This window comes from Pseudomonas sp. Tof1 (genome assembly GCF_055390395.1).
This window is the reverse complement of the sequence record NZ_AP024344.1, coordinates 352,651-369,581: the sequence shown is the minus strand read 5'-3', so window position 1 is coordinate 369,581 and position 16,931 is coordinate 352,651. Positions and strand designations below refer to the sequence as shown.

16 protein-coding genes and 2 pseudogenes are annotated in these 16,931 nt (G+C 63.6%); 11 read left to right on the top strand and 7 right to left on the bottom strand.

Going from position 1 to position 16,931, the window contains the following annotated elements; translation table 11 throughout:
- The first annotated feature begins 33 nt into the window (after window positions 1–33).
- The 6 genes from glnA (at window position 34) to ntrC (ending at window position 6,202) form a co-directional block, all read left to right on the top strand.
- The gene (glnA, locus tag ACZ5KU_RS01680; protein ID WP_054057993.1) at window positions 34–1,440 is read left to right on the top strand and encodes a glutamate--ammonia ligase; all 1,407 of its coding nucleotides are present in this window, start codon (window positions 34–36) and stop codon (window positions 1,438–1,440) included.
- A gap of 196 nt (window positions 1,441–1,636) precedes the next feature.
- Window positions 1,637–2,197, top strand: coding sequence for a chorismate mutase (locus ACZ5KU_RS01675; RefSeq protein WP_054062060.1), 561 nt, complete (start codon window positions 1,637–1,639; stop codon window positions 2,195–2,197).
- A gap of 65 nt (window positions 2,198–2,262) precedes the next feature.
- On the top strand, window positions 2,263–2,790 hold the full coding sequence (locus tag ACZ5KU_RS01670) for a DUF4124 domain-containing protein (protein WP_464736764.1): 528 nt from the start codon (window positions 2,263–2,265) through the stop codon (window positions 2,788–2,790).
- A 7-nt stretch (window positions 2,791–2,797) separates the two neighbouring features.
- Window positions 2,798–3,436: a DUF4124 domain-containing protein gene (locus ACZ5KU_RS01665; RefSeq protein WP_416771392.1), complete on the top strand. Its 639-nt coding sequence runs from the start codon at window positions 2,798–2,800 to the stop codon at window positions 3,434–3,436.
- Window positions 3,437–3,683: 247 nt separating this feature from the next.
- The gene (gene glnL / locus ACZ5KU_RS01660) at window positions 3,684–4,769 is read left to right on the top strand and encodes a nitrogen regulation protein NR(II) (protein WP_054057997.1); all 1,086 of its coding nucleotides are present in this window, start codon (window positions 3,684–3,686) and stop codon (window positions 4,767–4,769) included.
- Window positions 4,766–6,202 carry a nitrogen regulation protein NR(I) gene (ntrC, locus tag ACZ5KU_RS01655; protein ID WP_054057998.1) on the top strand — a complete coding sequence of 479 codons (1,437 nt, stop codon included), beginning with the start codon at window positions 4,766–4,768 and terminating at the stop codon, window positions 6,200–6,202. Before glnL ends, ntrC begins: the two co-directional genes overlap by 4 nt.
- Before the next feature lie 717 nt (window positions 6,203–6,919).
- Here ntrC and ACZ5KU_RS01650 read toward each other — a convergent pair.
- Window positions 6,920–7,359: pseudogene (locus tag ACZ5KU_RS01650) on the bottom strand (DUF2283 domain-containing protein).
- Between ACZ5KU_RS01650 and ACZ5KU_RS01645 the strand changes: the two are divergent.
- On the top strand, window positions 7,358–7,822 hold the full coding sequence (locus ACZ5KU_RS01645) for a tRNA (cytidine(34)-2'-O)-methyltransferase (protein ID WP_054058000.1): 465 nt from the start codon (window positions 7,358–7,360) through the stop codon (window positions 7,820–7,822). The pseudogene ACZ5KU_RS01650 and the gene ACZ5KU_RS01645 sit on opposite strands and share 2 nt — an antisense overlap.
- A gap of 78 nt (window positions 7,823–7,900) precedes the next feature.
- On the opposite strand, the gene secB is transcribed toward ACZ5KU_RS01645, so the two are convergent.
- Genes secB through ACZ5KU_RS01630 form a run of 3 tightly spaced genes read right to left on the bottom strand, consistent with a single transcriptional unit; the run spans window position 7,901 to window position 9,092 of the window.
- Window positions 7,901–8,380: a protein-export chaperone SecB gene (secB, locus tag ACZ5KU_RS01640; RefSeq protein ID WP_054058001.1), complete on the bottom strand. Its 480-nt coding sequence runs from the start codon at window positions 8,378–8,380 to the stop codon at window positions 7,901–7,903.
- A 42-nt stretch (window positions 8,381–8,422) separates the two neighbouring features.
- Complete coding sequence (gene grxC, locus ACZ5KU_RS01635) at window positions 8,423–8,677, bottom strand: glutaredoxin 3 (protein ID WP_054058002.1); 255 nt, start codon at window positions 8,675–8,677, stop codon at window positions 8,423–8,425.
- Between the two features lies 1 nt (window position 8,678).
- Entirely contained in the window at window positions 8,679–9,092 is a 414-nt protein-coding gene (locus ACZ5KU_RS01630; RefSeq protein WP_054058003.1) for a rhodanese-like domain-containing protein, read from the bottom strand.
- A gap of 148 nt (window positions 9,093–9,240) precedes the next feature.
- Between ACZ5KU_RS01630 and gpmI the strand changes: the two genes are divergently transcribed.
- The 4 genes and pseudogenes from gpmI (at window position 9,241) to ACZ5KU_RS01610 (ending at window position 14,345) form a co-directional block, all read left to right on the top strand.
- Window positions 9,241–10,776: a 2,3-bisphosphoglycerate-independent phosphoglycerate mutase gene (gene gpmI / locus ACZ5KU_RS01625; protein ID WP_054058004.1), complete on the top strand. Its 1,536-nt coding sequence runs from the start codon at window positions 9,241–9,243 to the stop codon at window positions 10,774–10,776.
- 139 nt (window positions 10,777–10,915) lie between these two features.
- Window positions 10,916–12,210 (top strand): annotated as a pseudogene (locus ACZ5KU_RS01620) (murein hydrolase activator EnvC family protein).
- A 31-nt stretch (window positions 12,211–12,241) separates the two neighbouring features.
- A complete protein-coding gene (locus ACZ5KU_RS01615) occupies window positions 12,242–13,564 on the top strand; it encodes a S41 family peptidase (RefSeq protein ID WP_054058006.1) in 1,323 nt (440 codons plus the stop codon).
- Between the two features lies 1 nt (window position 13,565).
- Window positions 13,566–14,345: a divergent polysaccharide deacetylase family protein gene (locus tag ACZ5KU_RS01610; RefSeq protein ID WP_054058007.1), complete on the top strand. Its 780-nt coding sequence runs from the start codon at window positions 13,566–13,568 to the stop codon at window positions 14,343–14,345.
- A 204-nt stretch (window positions 14,346–14,549) separates the two neighbouring features.
- Here ACZ5KU_RS01610 and ACZ5KU_RS01605 read toward each other — a convergent pair whose 3' ends face one another.
- From ACZ5KU_RS01605 to hisA, 3 genes are all read right to left on the bottom strand, one after another.
- Window positions 14,550–15,305: a substrate-binding periplasmic protein gene (locus tag ACZ5KU_RS01605; RefSeq protein WP_464736763.1), complete on the bottom strand. Its 756-nt coding sequence runs from the start codon at window positions 15,303–15,305 to the stop codon at window positions 14,550–14,552.
- Window positions 15,306–15,377: 72 nt separating this feature from the next.
- Window positions 15,378–16,148, bottom strand: coding sequence for an imidazole glycerol phosphate synthase subunit HisF (gene hisF / locus ACZ5KU_RS01600; protein ID WP_054058009.1), 771 nt, complete (start codon window positions 16,146–16,148; stop codon window positions 15,378–15,380).
- 9 nt (window positions 16,149–16,157) lie between these two features.
- On the bottom strand, window positions 16,158–16,895 hold the full coding sequence (gene hisA / locus ACZ5KU_RS01595; RefSeq protein ID WP_054058010.1) for a 1-(5-phosphoribosyl)-5-[(5-phosphoribosylamino)methylideneamino]imidazole-4-carboxamide isomerase: 738 nt from the start codon (window positions 16,893–16,895) through the stop codon (window positions 16,158–16,160).
- Window positions 16,896–16,931: the final 36 nt, after the last annotated feature.

Genomic DNA, 16,931 nt, shown 5'->3' with positions numbered 1-16,931 from the left:
CACTATCCAGCCCGAAGCCACCCGGAGGACACCATGTCGAAGTCGGTTCAACTCATCAAAGATCATGACGTTAAATGGATTGATCTGCGCTTCACGGACACCAAAGGCAAACAGCACCACGTGACCATGCCAGCTCGCGATGCGCTGGATGACGATTTCTTCGAAATCGGCAAGATGTTCGACGGTTCCTCCATTTCCGGCTGGAAAGGCATCGAAGCCTCCGACATGATCCTGATGCCGGACGACAGCACCGCGGTGCTGGACCCGTTCACCGAAGAGCCGACCCTGATCCTGGTTTGCGACATCATCGAACCTTCGACCATGCAAGGCTACGACCGCGACCCACGCGCCATCGCCCGTCGCGCCGAGGAATACCTGAAGTCCACCGGTATCGGCGACACCGTTTTCGTCGGTCCGGAGCCTGAATTCTTCATCTTCGACTCGGTCAAGTTCAAGTCCGACATCTCCGGCTCCATGTTCAAGATCTTCTCCGAACAAGGCTCCTGGATGACCGACCAGGACGTGGAAGGCGGCAACAAGGGCCACCGTCCGGCCGTCAAGGGTGGCTACTTCCCGGTTCCTCCGTGCGACCACGACCACGAAATCCGTACTTCCATGTGTAACGCACTGGAAGAAATGGGCCTGGTGGTCGAAGTTCACCACCACGAAGTGGCAACCGCCGGCCAGAACGAAATCGGTGTGAAGTTCAACACCCTGGTGGCCAAGGCCGACGAAGTCCAGACCCTGAAGTACTGCGTACACAACGTGGCTGACGCCTACGGCCGTACCGCCACCTTCATGCCGAAGCCTCTGTACGGCGACAACGGCTCGGGCATGCACGTTCACCTGTCCATCGCCAAAGAAGGCAAGAACACCTTCTCCGGCGAAGGTTATGCCGGCCTGTCCGACACCGCCCTGTACTTCATCGGCGGTATCATCAAGCACGGTAAGGCCCTGAACGGCTTCACCAACCCGTCGACCAACTCCTACAAGCGTCTGGTACCAGGCTTCGAAGCTCCGGTAATGCTGGCCTACTCGGCTCGCAACCGTTCCGCCTCGATCCGTATCCCTTACGTTTCCAGCCCGAAAGCGCGCCGTATCGAAGCCCGCTTCCCGGACCCGGCTGCCAACCCATACCTGGCCTTCGCGGCCCTGCTGATGGCCGGCCTGGACGGTATCCAGAACAAGATCCACCCAGGCGATGCCGCCGACAAGAACCTGTACGACCTGCCGCCTGAAGAGGCCAAGGAAATCCCACAGGTTTGCGGCAGCCTGAAAGAAGCCCTGGAAGAGCTGGACAAGGGCCGTGCGTTCCTGACCAAGGGTGGCGTTTTCAGCGACGACTTCATCGACGCCTACATCGAGCTCAAGAGCGAAGAAGAAATCAAGGTCCGCACCTTCGTACACCCACTGGAATACGACCTGTACTACAGCGTCTGATATCCGGCCCGTGCCTGCGCAAGCAGGCACAACCTGCAAAAATGCCCCGCCTCGAAAGAGACGGGGCATTTTTCATGGGTGATGGAAAACCCGGACGCCGGGGGCAGCATTTTCATGAAAATGCACTGGCGTGCGCAGCGTCTTGTGGCGTTAACTCTGGCCCCTGCCTCCACCACCGGAAAAGCCGGAGCCCACCATGTCACCGAACAACCGTATCGCCAGCCTGTTGCTGGCCGCCTGCCTGAGCACCAGCGCGCTGGCCGCCAGCCCACCCGCACCGGACAGCCTGGCACCGCTGCTGCAGACCATCAGCGAGCGCCTGACCATCGCCAACCAGGTAGCCCTGACCAAATGGGACAGCGGCAAACCGGTCGAGGACAGCACCCGCGAACAGCAGGTGATCGCCAACGCCCGGGAACAGGCACAGGCCTACCAGCTCAAGCCGGAAGAGGTCGGCCAGTTCATCGCGGCACAGATCGAGGCGAACAAGCTGGTGCAGTACGCCCTGCTGGCCAAATGGCGCAACGCCGGCAAGGCTCCGGTGATCGCCCGACCCGACCTGGTCACGCAGATCCGCCCGGTGATGGATCAGTTGCAGGTCAAGCTGCTCAAGCAATACGCCGCGTTCGCCCCCCATCGGCAGGACCCGCAATGCCCGGCCTGGCTGAGCCAGGCCCGCCGCGACCTGGCCTCCGACAACATCCACGACCTGGCCCTGGTGCGCGCCGTGGGCGAACTGTGCCTGCACCCACAGTGAAAGGACCGGCGGTTCTGCTCTATGCTGACAGCTTGTCACGATCAGGACCTTCACCGGGAGCCGCCATGGGTCGACCCCTGCTCTATCTGCTGCTGACCTTCGCACTGCCGGTGTCGGCGCAGATCTACAAGTACACCGATGCCAACGGCAACACCGCCTACAGCAGCCAGCCGCCCGACGGCATGGCCGCCCAGACCGTGGAACTGCCGCCGCTCAACAGCGTCGAGACGCAAAAGCAGGGCACACCGGCGCCAGCCCGGCCAGTCGCCGCACAACCGGCCGCCCCTCAGGAAAACGCTGCGCCGTACAACACCCTCGAACTGACGGATATCCCGACCGAAGAGGCCCTGCGCGCCAACAACGGGACGTTCACCGTCGGCGTGAAGATCGAGCCGCGCCTGCAACGCCAGCATCTGTTGCGACTGCTGCTCGATGGTGCACCCTACGGCCAGCCGAGCAACGTCCCGCGCCTGCAACTGGTGAATGTCGACCGTGGCGAACACACCCTCGGTGTACAGGCCCTGGAGGGCGAGAAGGTCGTACAGCAGAGCCCTGCCGTGACCTTCACCGTCCAGCGGGTGCACAAACCTTGAGTCGTTCATGAGCGGATCATTCATTCGGGTGCTGGGCCTGGCATTATCGCTGGTCACCCTGCCAGCCGCGGCCGAGGTCTACACCTACATCGACAGCCAGGGTAACCGGGTCTTCACCGACCAGCCCCACAAGGGTGCGACACGGGTGCCGCTGGCGCCGAGCAACCGCATGTCGGCCCATCCCCGCAGCCAGGCGGCAACACCTGCCACCAGCAAGGCCAGCCCGAGCCCCGGGCCGATCTTTCACTACCAGATGGTCCGCGTCCTGGTGCCCGACCCGGATGCCACGGTGCGCAGCGCCGAGGGCAACCTGATCGTCAGCGTCACCAGCGAACCGGGACTGCAGCCCGGCCATGGCTACCGCCTGCTGCTCGACGGCAAGCCCACCGGAGCCGCCGGCACCAGCCCGGTTTTCGCCCTGGAAAACATCGATCGTGGCACCCACCAGCTCGCGGTGGAAATCCTCGACGAACAGGGCCGCATTGCCGAGCGCACCGCCAATCAGCCCTTCCATATGGTGCGCATGTCTCTCAGCCAGAAACGCCAGGCCCGCCCCTGCCAAACGGCCGACTACGGCCAGCGCCCGGAATGTCCGCTGGCGGACAAACCCGAGGAAGAAAAGAGCGGCATCCTGCCGTTTCTGTAACCTGGATCACAAAAGCACCAAATCGGTGCACTAAACTACCTCCTCACTCGGGCTCGATCCCATTTTGGTTCGAAATCACCTGTCGTAGCCGGCAGAACGCCACTCAATCGAGCCTGAAATGGGCACTTCAGACTGTTTGCGCTTCTTTTCGGAGCCTTGGTTTGGTTTTTGCATTTTCCCCATATCGGCGCCTTGTTCGCGCACAAACGGGACCACTCCCGTTTGACATGCTCCAAAAGAGGTCCCCATGACCATCAGCGATGCCCTGCACAGACTGTTACTCGACAACCTGACCACCGCGACCATCCTGCTCAACGCTGAACTGCGCCTTGAGTACATGAACCCCGCGGCCGAAATGTTGCTCGCCATCAGCGGCCAGCGCAGCCACGGTCAGTTCATCAGCGAGCTGTTCACCGAGTCGACCGAGGCCTTGAACTCCCTGCGCCAGGCGGTCGAGCAGGCGCATCCGTTCACCAAGCGCGAAGCCATGCTGACCGCCCTGACCGGCCAGACCCTGACCGTCGACTACGCCGTGACGCCGATCCTCAGCCAGGGCGAAACCCTGCTGCTGCTGGAGGTCCACCCCCGCGACCGGCTGCTGCGCATCACCAAGGAAGAGGCCCAGCTGTCCAAGCAGGAAACCACCAAGATGCTGGTGCGCGGCCTCGCCCACGAAATCAAGAACCCCCTCGGCGGGATCCGCGGCGCCGCCCAGTTGCTGGCCCGCGAACTGCCGGAGGAAAGCCTCAAGGACTACACCAACGTCATCATCGAGGAGGCCGATCGCCTGCGAAACCTGGTGGATCGCATGCTTGGCTCGAACAAGCTGCCCTCTCTGGCCATGACCAACGTCCACGAAGTGCTGGAGCGGGTCTCCAGCCTGGTGGAAGCCGAGAGCCAGGGCTGCATCACTCTGGTGCGCGACTACGACCCGAGCATCCCCGACCTGCTGATCGATCGCGAACAGATGATCCAGGCCGTGCTCAACATCGTACGCAACGCCATGCAGGCCATCAGCAGCCAGAACGAGTTGCGCCTGGGCCGCATCAGTCTGCGTACCCGGGCCATTCGCCAGTTCACCATCGGCCACATTCGCCACCGCCTGGTGACCAAGATCGAGATCATCGACAACGGCCCGGGCATTCCTGCCGAACTTCAGGAAACCATCTTCTATCCAATGGTCAGCGGTCGCCCCGACGGTACCGGGCTGGGCCTGGCCATTACCCAGAACATCATCAGCCAGCATCAGGGCCTGATCGAGTGCGACAGCCATCCCGGCCATACCACGTTCTCGATCTTCCTGCCCCTGGAACAAGGAGCCACATCGACATGAGCCGTAGTGAAACCGTGTGGATCGTCGATGACGACCGTTCTATCCGTTGGGTCCTGGAAAAAGCCCTGCAACAGGAAGGCATGACCACCCAGAGCTTCGACAGTGCCGATGGCGTCATGAGCCGCCTGGCCCGTCAGCAGCCGGACGTGATCATCTCCGACATCCGCATGCCCGGCGCCAGCGGCCTGGACCTGCTCGCCCGGATCCGCGAGCAGCACCCACGCCTGCCGGTGATCATCATGACCGCCCACTCGGACCTGGACAGCGCAGTCGCCTCGTACCAGGGCGGGGCCTTCGAGTACCTGCCCAAGCCGTTCGACGTCGACGAGGCCGTCTCGCTGGTCAAGCGCGCCAACCAGCACGCCCAGGAACAACAGGGCCTGGATGCGCCGCCGACCCTGACCCGCACCCCGGAAATCATCGGTGAAGCACCGGCGATGCAAGAGGTATTCCGTGCGATCGGGCGCCTCAGCCACTCGAACATCACCGTGCTGATCAACGGCGAATCCGGTACCGGCAAGGAACTGGTCGCCCACGCCCTGCACCGCCACAGTCCACGGGCCGCCTCGCCGTTCATCGCGCTGAACATGGCGGCGATCCCCAAGGACCTGATGGAGTCGGAACTGTTCGGCCACGAGAAAGGCGCCTTCACCGGCGCGGCCAACCTGCGCCGCGGACGCTTCGAACAGGCCGATGGCGGCACGCTGTTCCTCGACGAGATCGGCGACATGCCGGCGGACACCCAGACCCGGCTGCTGCGGGTGCTGGCCGACGGCGAATTCTACCGGGTCGGTGGCCATACCCCGGTCAAGGTCGATGTGCGAATCATCGCCGCGACCCACCAGAACCTGGAAACCCTGGTGCACGCCGGCAAATTCCGCGAAGACCTGTTCCATCGCCTGAACGTGATTCGTATCCATATCCCGCGGCTCTCGGATCGTCGCGAGGATATTCCGACCCTGGCCAAGCACTTCCTCGGCCGGGCGGCGCAGGAACTGTCGGTGGAACCCAAGCTGCTGAAGCCGGAAACCGAGGAATACCTGAAGAACCTGCCCTGGCCCGGCAACGTGCGCCAACTGGAGAACACCTGCCGCTGGATCACCGTCATGGCGTCCGGGCGCGAGGTGCATATCAGCGACCTGCCGCCGGAGCTGCTGAACCTGCCGCAGGACTCGGCACCCGTCACCAACTGGGAGCAGGCCCTGCGCCAGTGGGCCGACCAGGCGCTCGCCCGGGGCCAGTCGAGCCTGCTCGACAGCGCCGTGCCGAGCTTCGAGCGGATCATGATCGAGACCGCACTCAAGCACACCGCCGGCCGCCGCCGCGACGCCGCCGTGCTGCTGGGCTGGGGCCGCAACACCTTGACCCGCAAGATCAAGGAGCTGGGCATGAAGGTCGATGGTGGGGATGACGAGGACAGCGAAGAAGCCTGATCCCCTCGCGTCGAACAAAAGCCCCCTGCAGTCTCGCTGCTGGGGGCTTTTTACTGGCTGTGAAGAACAGGGCAAGGCTTGCGGGCCTATGCGCGGACAAGCCCGCTCCCACAGAGCCTGCTGGCGGCCATGCCCTCCCCGACGCACCATGAGAATGCACCCTGACCCGCCATCGGGCAGCTTTCAGAACCGCCCGCTCTCCAGCCCAGCGCACATTTTTTCGGAAGAAGTCCCGGATTTCGGGGCCTCCAGCCACTTCAGAAAAATTTCGCACACAACTTGAAGCATTTTTCCAAAGCTGGCACGCCCTCTGCAATAACCCCTGTACTACCCAGTTTTGGGGACCTTGGTACAGGCAGGCCGGGGAATCCCCTTCTTTACATCCGGGACTCATACCGCTCAGAGCGACGGGTCCCACAAGTTTTGGAGACCCCGGTACAGGCAGGCCGGGAATCTCCAGCTTTGACCCGGGATCCGCTCCTCCCAGAGTGGGCAAATCCCAGCTGTTTCGGGGACCTCGGTACAGGCAGGCCGAGACTCCCCCCTTTACATCCGGGGCTCATACCGCTGGTAGCGACGAGCCCCAACCGTTTCGGGAGCCCTGGTACAGGCAGGCCAGGGATTCCCTCTTTAACCGCCGGGACTCGCCCCGCTCAAGGCGACGGGCCCCGAACCGTTCAGGGAGCTTTGGTACAGGCAGGCCGGAGATTCCCTCTTTTATTCCTCGCGGAGACTGATCGACAGTCTCCAGCGCCCATCGACCTTCGCCCCGGCCCACTCACCCTGCAAGGGCCGTGCGGCCACCAGGGTCAGCAACACCCCTTGTCAGTCAGGCGCAAGCGCCAGTTGGCGTCCTTGCCGGCAACCTTGAGGCGACCACCCTGGGCCTTGCCCTCGGCATCGAACAGCAGCGCCACGGTGCCATCCACCTGCTCGCCATGCACCTTCGGTTCGCTGGAGAACCACACCACCAGCGCATCGTCCGCTGCGTCGACCTGCTGCAACTGCGCCGGTTCGGGGTTGGTCAGGCGACCGATCATCAACCCCACCATCACCCCGAAAATCGCCAGGGCGCCCATCACCCGCAGCATTAGCTTCGGCCGCGGGTCCTCTTCGGGGGTAGAATGCTGCCCATCTTCATCTGCGGAGCCGTGCATGTTTCACGTCATCCTTTTCCAACCAGAAATTCCGCCGAATACCGGCAACGTTATCAGGCTGTGCGCCAACAGTGGCTGCCATCTGCATCTGATCGAGCCCATCGGCTTCGAACTGGATGACAAGCGCCTGCGGCGCGCCGGCCTGGACTACCACGAATACGCCACGCTCAAGGTCCACCCGGACCTGGCCAGTTGCCTGGAAAGCCTGGGCAATCCGCGACTGTTCGCCTTTACCACCAAAGGCTCGCGGCCGTTCCACGATACCCGCTTCGCCGAGGGCGACGCCTTTATTTTCGGCCCGGAAAGCCGTGGCCTACCCGCCGAAGTGCTCGACAGCCTGCCAGGCGAACAACGCCTGCGCCTGCCGATGCGCGAAGGCTGCCGCAGCCTGAATCTGTCCAACACCGTGGCGGTGGCGGTCTACGAGGGCTGGCGCCAATTGGGTTTTGCCGGGTCCGTGTGAACCTTGGTCGCACAAAAAAAGCGCCGCAAAGGCGCTTTTTTTGTGGGAACCGGCAAAGGCCCCACAAGGGCCACGTCCTTACTGGACGGTCGGCGAACCTTCCTGCTGCAGGCGCTGCAGTTCCTGCGCGTACAGCGCATCGAAGTTCACCGGAGCCAGCATAAGCGCCGGGAACGAACCACGGGTCACCAGGCTGTCCAGCGCTTCACGCGCGTACGGGAACAGGATGTTCGGGCAGAACGCGCCCAGGGTGTGGCTCAGGGAAGCCGCGTCGAGGTTCTTGATCAGGAAGATACCTGCCTGCTGAACTTCGGCAATGAAGGCAACCTCTTCACCATTCTTGACGGTAACCGACAGGGTCAGCACCACTTCGTGGAAGTCGGCCTCCAGGGCTTTCTGGCGGGTGTTCAGATCCAGGCCGACGCTCGGCTCCCACTGCTGGCGGAAGATCGCCGGGCTTTTCGGAGCTTCGAAGGACAGGTCACGCACGTAGATGCGCTGCAGGGAGAATTGCGGTTGGCTTTCTTCGTCGGCAGCGGTGTTCTGTTGGTCAGTCATGGCAGATCCTTCTTGATCTTCAGGTCTTTAAGGGTTTCGGAATCAGGCGTTGAGCAATGCGTCGAGTTTACCGGCGCGCTCGAGGGCGTACAGGTCATCGCAGCCACCGATGTGCCGGCTGCCGATCCAGATCTGCGGCACGGACGTACGCCCGGCCTTGTCCGCCATCTCGGCACGCACCTGTGGCTTGCCATCGACCTTGATCTCTTCGAAGGCAACCTGCTTGCTCGCCAGCAGTTGCTTGGCGCGCGAGCAGTAAGGGCAATAATCGCTGGAGTAGACGACAACCTGGCTCATGTCACTTCACCAATGGCAGGTTGTCGGCTTTCCAGCTGGAAATGCCGCCGGACAGCTTGGCCGCGGTGAAACCGGACTTGAGCAGTTCACGGGCGTGGGTCCCGGAATGCTGGCCCTGGGCGTCGACCAGAATCAGGGTCTTGGCCTTGTGTTTTTCCAGCTCGCCGATACGGGCCATCAGCTTGTCCTGGGGAATGTTCAGCGCGCCGACGATATGCCCGGCGGCAAACTCCTTGCTCGGGCGCAGGTCGATCACCACGGCCTGGTCCTTGTTGACCAGCGCAGTCAATTGCGCCGTGCTCAGGCTGGCGCCACCGCGGCTCATCTCATGGGCGATCAGCAGGGCCAGCAGCAGGACGAAGGCACCGGTCAGCAGGTAGTGGTTAGTGGCAAATGCAATCAGATGATCGACCATCAGGAGGTTCCAGGGCGTTAAAATGTCGGCCAGTATACACAGCCGTCAAGGTGGGCCAAACCCCGCCTGGCGGTGACTGCGTTTGAACTTGCCTTTAAACTGCGACTCTTTTTTCCATGTTCTTTCAATCCAGCCGCGAGTGGGATCTATGACTGCCACGCCTAAACCTTTGGTCCTGATCATCCTGGATGGCTTCGGTCACAGCGAGCGCCAGGACTACAACGCCGTCTACTCGGCGAAGAAACCGGTGCTCGACCGCCTCACCGCCAGCATGCCCCATGGCCTGATCTCGGGCTCGGGCATGGATGTCGGCCTGCCGGACGGGCAGATGGGCAACTCGGAAGTCGGCCACATGAACCTCGGCGCCGGCCGGGTGGTGTACCAGGATTTCACCCGCGTCACCAAGGCGATCCGCGACGGCGAGTTCTTCGAGAACCCGACCATCTGCAAGGCCGTGGACCAGGCCGTGGCCGCCGACAAGGCGGTGCATATCCTCGGCCTGCTGTCCGACGGCGGCGTGCACAGCCACCAGGACCACCTGGTCGCCATGGCCGAGCTGGCCTTCAAGCGCGGCGCGCGGAAGATCTACCTGCACGCCTTCCTCGACGGCCGCGACACGCCGCCCAAGAGCGCCGAGTCGTCCATCGAGCTGCTGGATGAAACCTTCCGCACCCTGGGCAAGGGCCGTATCGCCAGCCTGATCGGCCGTTACTTCGCCATGGACCGCGACAACCGCTGGGACCGCGTGGCCCAGGCCTACAACCTGATCGTCGACGGCCAGGCCGAATTCCACGCCGCCACCGCCCAGGAAGGCCTGCAGGCCGCCTACGAGCGCGGTGAAAGCGACGAATTCGTCAAGGCCACCCGCATCGGCGAGCCGGTCAAGGTCGAGGACGGCGACGCCGTGGTGTTCATGAATTTCCGCGCCGACCGCGCCCGCGAGCTGACCCGGGTGTTCGTCGAGGACGACTTCAAGGACTTCGAGCGCGCCCGTCAGCCCAAGCTGGCCGGCTTCATCATGCTCACCCAGTACGCCGCCAGCATTCCCGCGCCATCGGCCTTCGCGCCGGGCAGCCTGGAAAACGTGCTGGGCGACTACCTGGCGAAAAACGGCAAGACCCAGTTGCGTATCGCCGAGACCGAAAAATACGCCCACGTGACCTTCTTCTTCTCCGGCGGCCGCGAAGAGCCGTTCCCGGGCGAGGAACGCATCCTGATCCCGTCGCCGAAAGTCGCCACCTACGACCTGCAACCGGAGATGAGCGCGCCGGAAGTCACCGACCGCATCGTCGAGGCCATCGAAAACCTGCGTTATGACGTGATCGTGGTCAACTACGCCAACGGCGACATGGTCGGCCACAGCGGCGTGTTCGAGGCAGCCGTCAAGGCCGTGGAATGCCTGGATTTGTGTGTAGGACGGATCGTCGACGCCCTGGAAAAGGTCGGCGGCGAAGCGCTGATCACCGCCGACCACGGCAACGTCGAGCAGATGGAAGACGAGTGCACCGGCCAGGCCCACACCGCCCACACCACCGAGCCGGTGCCGTTCATCTACTACGGAAAGCGCGACCTGAAGGTCCGTGAAGGCGGCGTGCTGGCGGACGTGGCGCCGACCATGCTCAAGCTGCTGGGCCTGAAACAGCCCGCGGAAATGACCGGTACTTCGATCCTGACGGACCGTTAAAAGCTGAAGATCCGGCCGACAGCGTGCTGTCGGCCTACCTCTTTATCGGAAACGCCTGAAAGCAACCGCTTTTGGACGTTTTTTTTACAACGTATGGCGGGCATACTAGGCCGTCCCGTTTCCAGGTGCTGCCCGCCCCATGCTTCGCGCCCTTATCGCCCTAGCCCTGATCTGCCTGTTCCAACCGGCCTTCGCCGACGAGCGCGCGCAAACCCAACAGCAGTTGGAGGCCACGCGCCAGGACATTGCCGAGCTGAAGAAGCTGCTGGGCAAGCTGCAGGAAGAAAAGTCCGGCGTGCAGAAAGACCTGCGCGGCACCGAAACCGAGATGGGCAAGCTGGAAAAGCAGGTCGAAGCCCTGCAGAAAGAGCTGAAGAAGAGCGAGAGCGAACTGCAGCGGCTCGACGGGGAGAAAAAAAAACTCCAGAGCGCGCGCACTGAACAGCAACACCTGATCGCCATCCAGGCCCGCGCCGCCTACCAGAGCGGCCGCCAGGAATACATCAAGCTGCTGCTCAACCAGCAGAATCCGGAAAAATTCGCCCGCACCCTCACCTACTACGACTACCTGAGCCAGGCGCGCCTGGAGCAGTTGAAGAACTTCAACGAAACCCTGCGCCAGCTGGCCAATGTCGAAAAGGACATCAACCTGCAGCAGGCACAACTGCTGGTGCAGAAAGGCAACCTCGACAGCCAGCGTGAAGAGCTGGAGAAAGTCCGCCAGGAACGCCAGGCCGCCCTGGCCAAGCTCAACCAGGATGTGAAGGACCGCGACCAGAAGCTCGCCGCCCGCGAACAGGACCAGGCCGACCTGTCGAAAGTCCTCAAGACCATCGAGGAAACCCTGGCACGCCAGGCCCGTGAGGCGGAGGAAGCGCGCCAGAAAGCGCTGCTCGCCCAGCAGGAAGCGGAAAAAAAGCGCCAGCGTGAGGCCCAGGCCCTGGCCGATCGTGATGACGACAGCCCGCGAAAGCCGCCGCGCTCGACGCCCGGCCCACTGGTTTCCAGCGCCGGAGAATCCTTCGGCGGCCCTTTTGCTGCAGCCCGCGGCAAACTTCCATGGCCAGTTGATGGTCGATTGTTGGCACGCTTCGGAGAAACCCGCGGTGATGACGCCCGTAGCAAGTGGGACGGCGTGATGATCGGTGCCGCCGCCGGCAGCCAGGTGCATGCCGTGCATGGGGGCGCGTGGTGTTCGCCGACTGGCTGCGCGGTGCCGGTTTGCTGGTGATCCTGGATCATGGCAACGGCTACCTGAGTTTGTATGGCCACAACCAGACCCTGCTTAAATCGGCGGGGGATGTGGTAAAAGCCGGTGAGTCGATCTCTACTGTAGGCAACAGTGGCGGTCAGGAGGCACCGGCGTTGTATTTCGCTATACGTCAGCAGGGTCACCCGAGTGATCCGGCCCAATGGTGTCGCGCGCAAGGATAGGCGCCGTACCTTATTTAGGAGTTCGTTCGACATGCTGCATTTGTCCCGCCTCACCTCGCTGGCCCTGACGATCGCCCTCGTGATCGGCGCGCCCCACGCGTTCGCTGCGCAACCTGCCCAGCCCGCTCCGGCGGCCGCTCCTGTCGTCACCGCCAAGGCCCCGCTGCCGCTCGACGAGCTGCGCACCTTCGCCGAGGTCATGGACCGGATCAAGGCCGCCTATGTCGAGCCGGTGGACGACAAGACCCTGCTGGAAAACGCCATCAAGGGCATGCTCAGCAACCTTGACCCGCACTCCGCCTACCTGGGCCCGGAAGACTTCGCCCAGTTGCAGGAAGACACCAGCGGCGAATTCGGCGGCCTGGGTATCGAGGTCGGCATGGAGGACAACTTCGTCAAGGTGGTCTCGCCGATCGACGATACCCCGGCGTCCAAGGCCGGTATCGAGGCCGGTGACCTGATCGTCAAGATCAACGGCCAGCCGACCCGCGGCCAGACCATGACCGAAGCCGTCGACAAGATGCGCGGCAAGGTCGGCCAGAAGATCACCCTGACCCTGGTGCGCAACGGCGGCACGCCGTTCGACGTGACCCTGACCCGGGCCATCATCCGCACCAAGAGCGTGCGCAGCCAGATGCTGGAGAACGGCTACGGCTACATCCGCATCACCCAGTTCCAGGTCAAGACCGGTGAAGAAGTCTCCAAGGCCCTGGCCACGCTGCGCAAGGAGAACGGCAACAAGAAGCTCAACGGTATCGTCCTCGACCTGCGCAACAACCCCGGCGGCGTCCTGCAGGCGGCAGTGGAAGTGGTCGACCACTTCATCACCAAGGGCCTGATCGTCTACACCAAGGGCCGCATCGCCAACTCCGAGCTGCGCTTCTCGGCCACCGGCCACGACGAGAGCGACGCCTCGCCGATGGTGGTGCTGATCAACGGCGGCAGCGCCTCGGCTTCGGAAATCGTCGCCGGCGCCCTGCAGGACCAGAAGCGTGCGGTGCTGATGGGGACCACCAGCTTCGGCAAGGGCTCGGTACAGACCGTGCTGCCGCTGAGCAACGACCGCGCGCTGAAACTCACCACCGCGCTGTACTTCACCCCGAACGGCCGCTCGATCCAGGCCCAGGGCATCATCCCGGACATCGAGGTCCGCCAGGCCAAGGTCACCGGCGCCCAGGACGACGAAACCTTCAAGGAAGCCGACCTGCAGGGTCACCTGGGCAACGGCAACGGCGGTGCCGACCGGCCGAGCGTCAAGTCGGCCAAGGGCAAGGCCCGCCTGCAGGACGACGACTACCAGTTGAGCCAGGCGCTGAGCCTGCTCAAGGGCCTGAGCGTCACGCGCGGCAACTGAGATGCGGCGCTGGACCCTGCTGGCGCTGTTCGGCTGCCTGATCGGCGTTGCCCAGGCAACGCCGACCGAAACGCCTGCCCCGGCGAAAGCCTACCTGACCGTGATCATCGATGACCTGGGGCAGAACCTGCCCCGGGATCGTCGCGTGCTGGCCCTGCCCGGCCCGATCACCCCGTCGATCATGCCCGACACGCCCCACGCCGCCGAGCTGGCCCGTGAGGCGCACCAGGCCGGCAAGGTCGTCATGCTGCACATGCCCATGGACCCGGCCACCGGACCATTCGCCTGGCATCCCGAGCTGCCTCTGGAAGAACTGCAGAAACGCCTGGCAGCGGCGTTCCTGGCCGTGCCCTACACCAGCGGCATCAACAACCACGAGGGCAGCCGCATGACTGCCGAACCGGTCGCCATGGCCTGGCTGATGGGCGAGCTGCAGCGGCGCAACAAATTCTTCGTCGACAGCCGCACCAGCGCCAGGACGGTTGCCGCCTCCGAAGCGCAGAAGATCGGCCTGGCGAGCGTATCGCGGGATGTGTTCCTGGATAACGAACGCACCGAGCCGGCGATCACCGCGCAGTTGCAGACCGCGATCAGGCTGGCGCACAAGCAGGGTAGCGCGGTGGTGATCGGCCATCCGTATCCGCAGACGCTGGCGGTGCTGGAGCGTGAATTGCCCAGGCTCAAGGAGCAGGGCGTGGAGTGGATCGACATCCGCTCGATGATTGCCCTGCGGGGCAACCAGGCCACTTCGGGGCATGGCAGGAACGGCGTCTACCGCTAGTTATCCGGCGACCTCTCGCGGACAAACCCTATACAATGTGGTCGCCGCAGGACTGTAGGAGCCGGGCTTGCCCGCGAAGCTTTTAGTGGCCGCACTGGCCTCTTCGCAGGCAAGCCTTGCTCCTACAGTGCGTGTCATACCCGGGACTTGTGCCCACACTGCCTCTGTGGGGCAGGATTTATCCGCGAAGAACGATAACGCGCTCTACAGGTAGCGGGCCATGATCTCGTCGACCTTGCCTTCCTTGCGCAACTGATCCAGCGCCGCCTGCAGCCTGGCGACCACCTCGTCCGGCACCTCCCTGTTCAGCGCCAGGTAGAGCTCGGCGCTGTTGAAACGCAACACGGTCTTGAGCCCCGTCACCCCTTCCTGACGCGCCAGGAAGCGTCCTGCCGGGTCGCCGGTGGCCCAGAGGTCGATCTGCCCGTCCACCAGTTTCCGGGCATTGTCCTGGTCGCGCAGTACCAGTACCGGCTCCAGCCCCTGGCGCGCCAGGGTTTGCGCAATGGCATCGCCCTTGTAGGCACCGACCTTGTACTTGCGCGCCTGCGCCAGCGCCGTCAGCGCCAGCTTGCTGTCGGCGCGGGCGAGCATCACCCAGTCATCCGGGCCGATCGGCCCGACCCACTTGAACAGGGTCTCGCGCTCCGGCAGGCGCGCCATCACGAACACCCCGTAGCCGGGCTGCTCCAGGGCGAGCTTGTAGATCCGTTCCCAGGGAAAGCGCAGGGTCAGGCTGTAGCGGATATCGGCGCGCCTGAAGGTCTCGCGGACGATATCCACGGCAATGCCTTCGATATTCTCGTCCTGGGCGAAGTTCTTGCCGTTCTTCGCCATGTTGTACGGCGGGAAGTTCTCGGTCAGCAGGACCAGCGAAGTATCGGTGTTTTCCTGCGCGAAGGCGGGCCCTGTCAGCAGCAGCGAGGTGCCGGCGACGGCCAGTAGAAGACGTTTGAGCATGCTGTACTACCGAAGTCCATGGCGTGCCCAAGAGTGGCCCGGGCCCGCCATGCTGTCCAGTGATCCCTGTATTCAGCGGACCACGATACCGCGTTGCGCCATATAGGCCTTGGCTTCGGGCACGGTGTACTCGCCGAAGTGGAAGATGCTCGCAGCCAGCACGGCGCTGGCATGGCCTTCGAGGATACCGTCGGCCAGGTGCTGGAGATTGCCGACGCCGCCGGAGGCGATCACCGGAATGCCCAGGGCATCGCTGATGGCACGGGTCACGCCGAGGTCGAAGCCGCTTTTCATGCCGTCCTGGTCCATGCTGGTGAGCAGGATTTCACCGGCCCCCAGGCCTTCCATCTTCTTCGCCCACTCCACCGCATCCAGCCCGGTCGGCTTGCGCCCACCGTGGGTGAAGATCTCCCAGCGCGGGGTTTCGCCCGGCTGCGAAACCTTCTTGGCGTCGATGGCGACGACGATGCACTGCGAGCCGAAGCGATCGGCCGCCTCGCCGACGAACTCGGGGTTGAACACCGCCGCGGTGTTGATCGACACCTTGTCGGCACCGGCGTTGAGCAGGTTGCGGATGTCCTGCACGGTACGCACGCCACCGCCCACGGTCAGCGGGATGAACACCTGGCTGGCCATGCGCTCGACGGTATGCAGCGTGGTATCACGGCCATCGACGCTGGCGGTGATATCGAGGAAGGTGATCTCGTCCGCGCCCTGCTCGTCGTAGCGACGGGCGATTTCCACCGGGTCACCGGCATCGCGGATGTTCTCGAACTTGACGCCCTTGACCACGCGACCGTTGTCGACGTCCAGGCAAGGGATGATGCGTTTGGCCAGCGCCATGGTCAGTCCTCAGCCAGTGTAGGAATCGCAGAAGGCTTGCGCCTCGGCGACATCCAGGGTGCCTTCGTAAATCGCCCGGCCAGTGATCGCACCGATGATGCCCGGGGCCTTGGCGTCCAGCAGGGTCTTGATGTCGCCCAGGTTATGGATACCGCCGGAGGCGATCACCGGAATGCGGGTGGCGGCGGCCAGGGCGGCGGTGAAGGGCACGTTGCAGCCCTGCATCATGCCGTCCTTGGCGATGTCGGTGTAGACGATCGCGGACACGCCGTCAGCCTCGAAACGCCTGGCCAGGTCGATCACCTGCACCGAGCTGACTTCCGCCCAGCCATCGGTGGCAACGAAGCCGTCCTTGGCATCCAGGCCGACGATCACCTTGCCGGGGAACGCACGGCAGGCCTCGGCGACGAACTCGGGCTGCTTGACCGCCTTGGTGCCGATGATCACGTAGCTCACACCGGCCTTCACGTAGTGCTCGATGGTCTCCAGCGAGCGGATGCCACCGCCGATCTGGATCGGCAGGTGCGGGTAGCGCCTGGCGATGGCGGTAACCACCTCGCCATTGACCGGCTGGCCTTCGAAGGCGCCGTTCAGGTCGACCAGATGCAGACGACGGCAGCCGCCCTCCACCCACTTGGCAGCCATGCTCACCGGGTCATCGGAGAACACCGTGGAATCTTCCATGCGGCCCTGGCGCAGACGGACGCAGGCACCGTCCTTGAGATCGATAGCGGGGATAATCAGCATCTGGCAAACCTTAAAGTCGTTTTTTCAGCTTCACTC

Bases quoted from the DNA above. Each gene is read 5' to 3' on its own strand.
- glnA (WP_054057993.1), top strand. From the start codon at position 34: ATGTCGAAGTCGGTTCAACTCATCAAAGATCATGACGTTAAATGGATT.
- ACZ5KU_RS01675 (WP_054062060.1), top strand. From the start codon at position 1,637: ATGTCACCGAACAACCGTATCGCCAGCCTGTTGCTGGCCGCCTGCCTG.
- ACZ5KU_RS01670 (WP_464736764.1), top strand. From the start codon at position 2,263: ATGGGTCGACCCCTGCTCTATCTGCTGCTGACCTTCGCACTGCCGGTG.
- ACZ5KU_RS01665 (WP_416771392.1), top strand. From the start codon at position 2,798: ATGAGCGGATCATTCATTCGGGTGCTGGGCCTGGCATTATCGCTGGTC.
- glnL (WP_054057997.1), top strand. From the start codon at position 3,684: ATGACCATCAGCGATGCCCTGCACAGACTGTTACTCGACAACCTGACC.
- ntrC (WP_054057998.1), top strand. From the start codon at position 4,766: ATGAGCCGTAGTGAAACCGTGTGGATCGTCGATGACGACCGTTCTATC.
- ACZ5KU_RS01645 (WP_054058000.1), top strand. From the start codon at position 7,358: ATGTTTCACGTCATCCTTTTCCAACCAGAAATTCCGCCGAATACCGGC.
- secB (WP_054058001.1), bottom strand. From the start codon at position 8,380: ATGACTGACCAACAGAACACCGCTGCCGACGAAGAAAGCCAACCGCAA.
- grxC (WP_054058002.1), bottom strand. From the start codon at position 8,677: ATGAGCCAGGTTGTCGTCTACTCCAGCGATTATTGCCCTTACTGCTCG.
- ACZ5KU_RS01630 (WP_054058003.1), bottom strand. From the start codon at position 9,092: ATGGTCGATCATCTGATTGCATTTGCCACTAACCACTACCTGCTGACC.
- gpmI (WP_054058004.1), top strand. From the start codon at position 9,241: ATGACTGCCACGCCTAAACCTTTGGTCCTGATCATCCTGGATGGCTTC.
- ACZ5KU_RS01615 (WP_054058006.1), top strand. From the start codon at position 12,242: ATGCTGCATTTGTCCCGCCTCACCTCGCTGGCCCTGACGATCGCCCTC.
- ACZ5KU_RS01610 (WP_054058007.1), top strand. From the start codon at position 13,566: ATGCGGCGCTGGACCCTGCTGGCGCTGTTCGGCTGCCTGATCGGCGTT.
- ACZ5KU_RS01605 (WP_464736763.1), bottom strand. From the start codon at position 15,305: ATGCTCAAACGTCTTCTACTGGCCGTCGCCGGCACCTCGCTGCTGCTG.
- hisF (WP_054058009.1), bottom strand. From the start codon at position 16,148: ATGGCGCTGGCCAAACGCATCATCCCTTGCCTGGACGTCGACAACGGT.
- hisA (WP_054058010.1), bottom strand. From the start codon at position 16,895: ATGCTGATTATCCCCGCTATCGATCTCAAGGACGGTGCCTGCGTCCGT.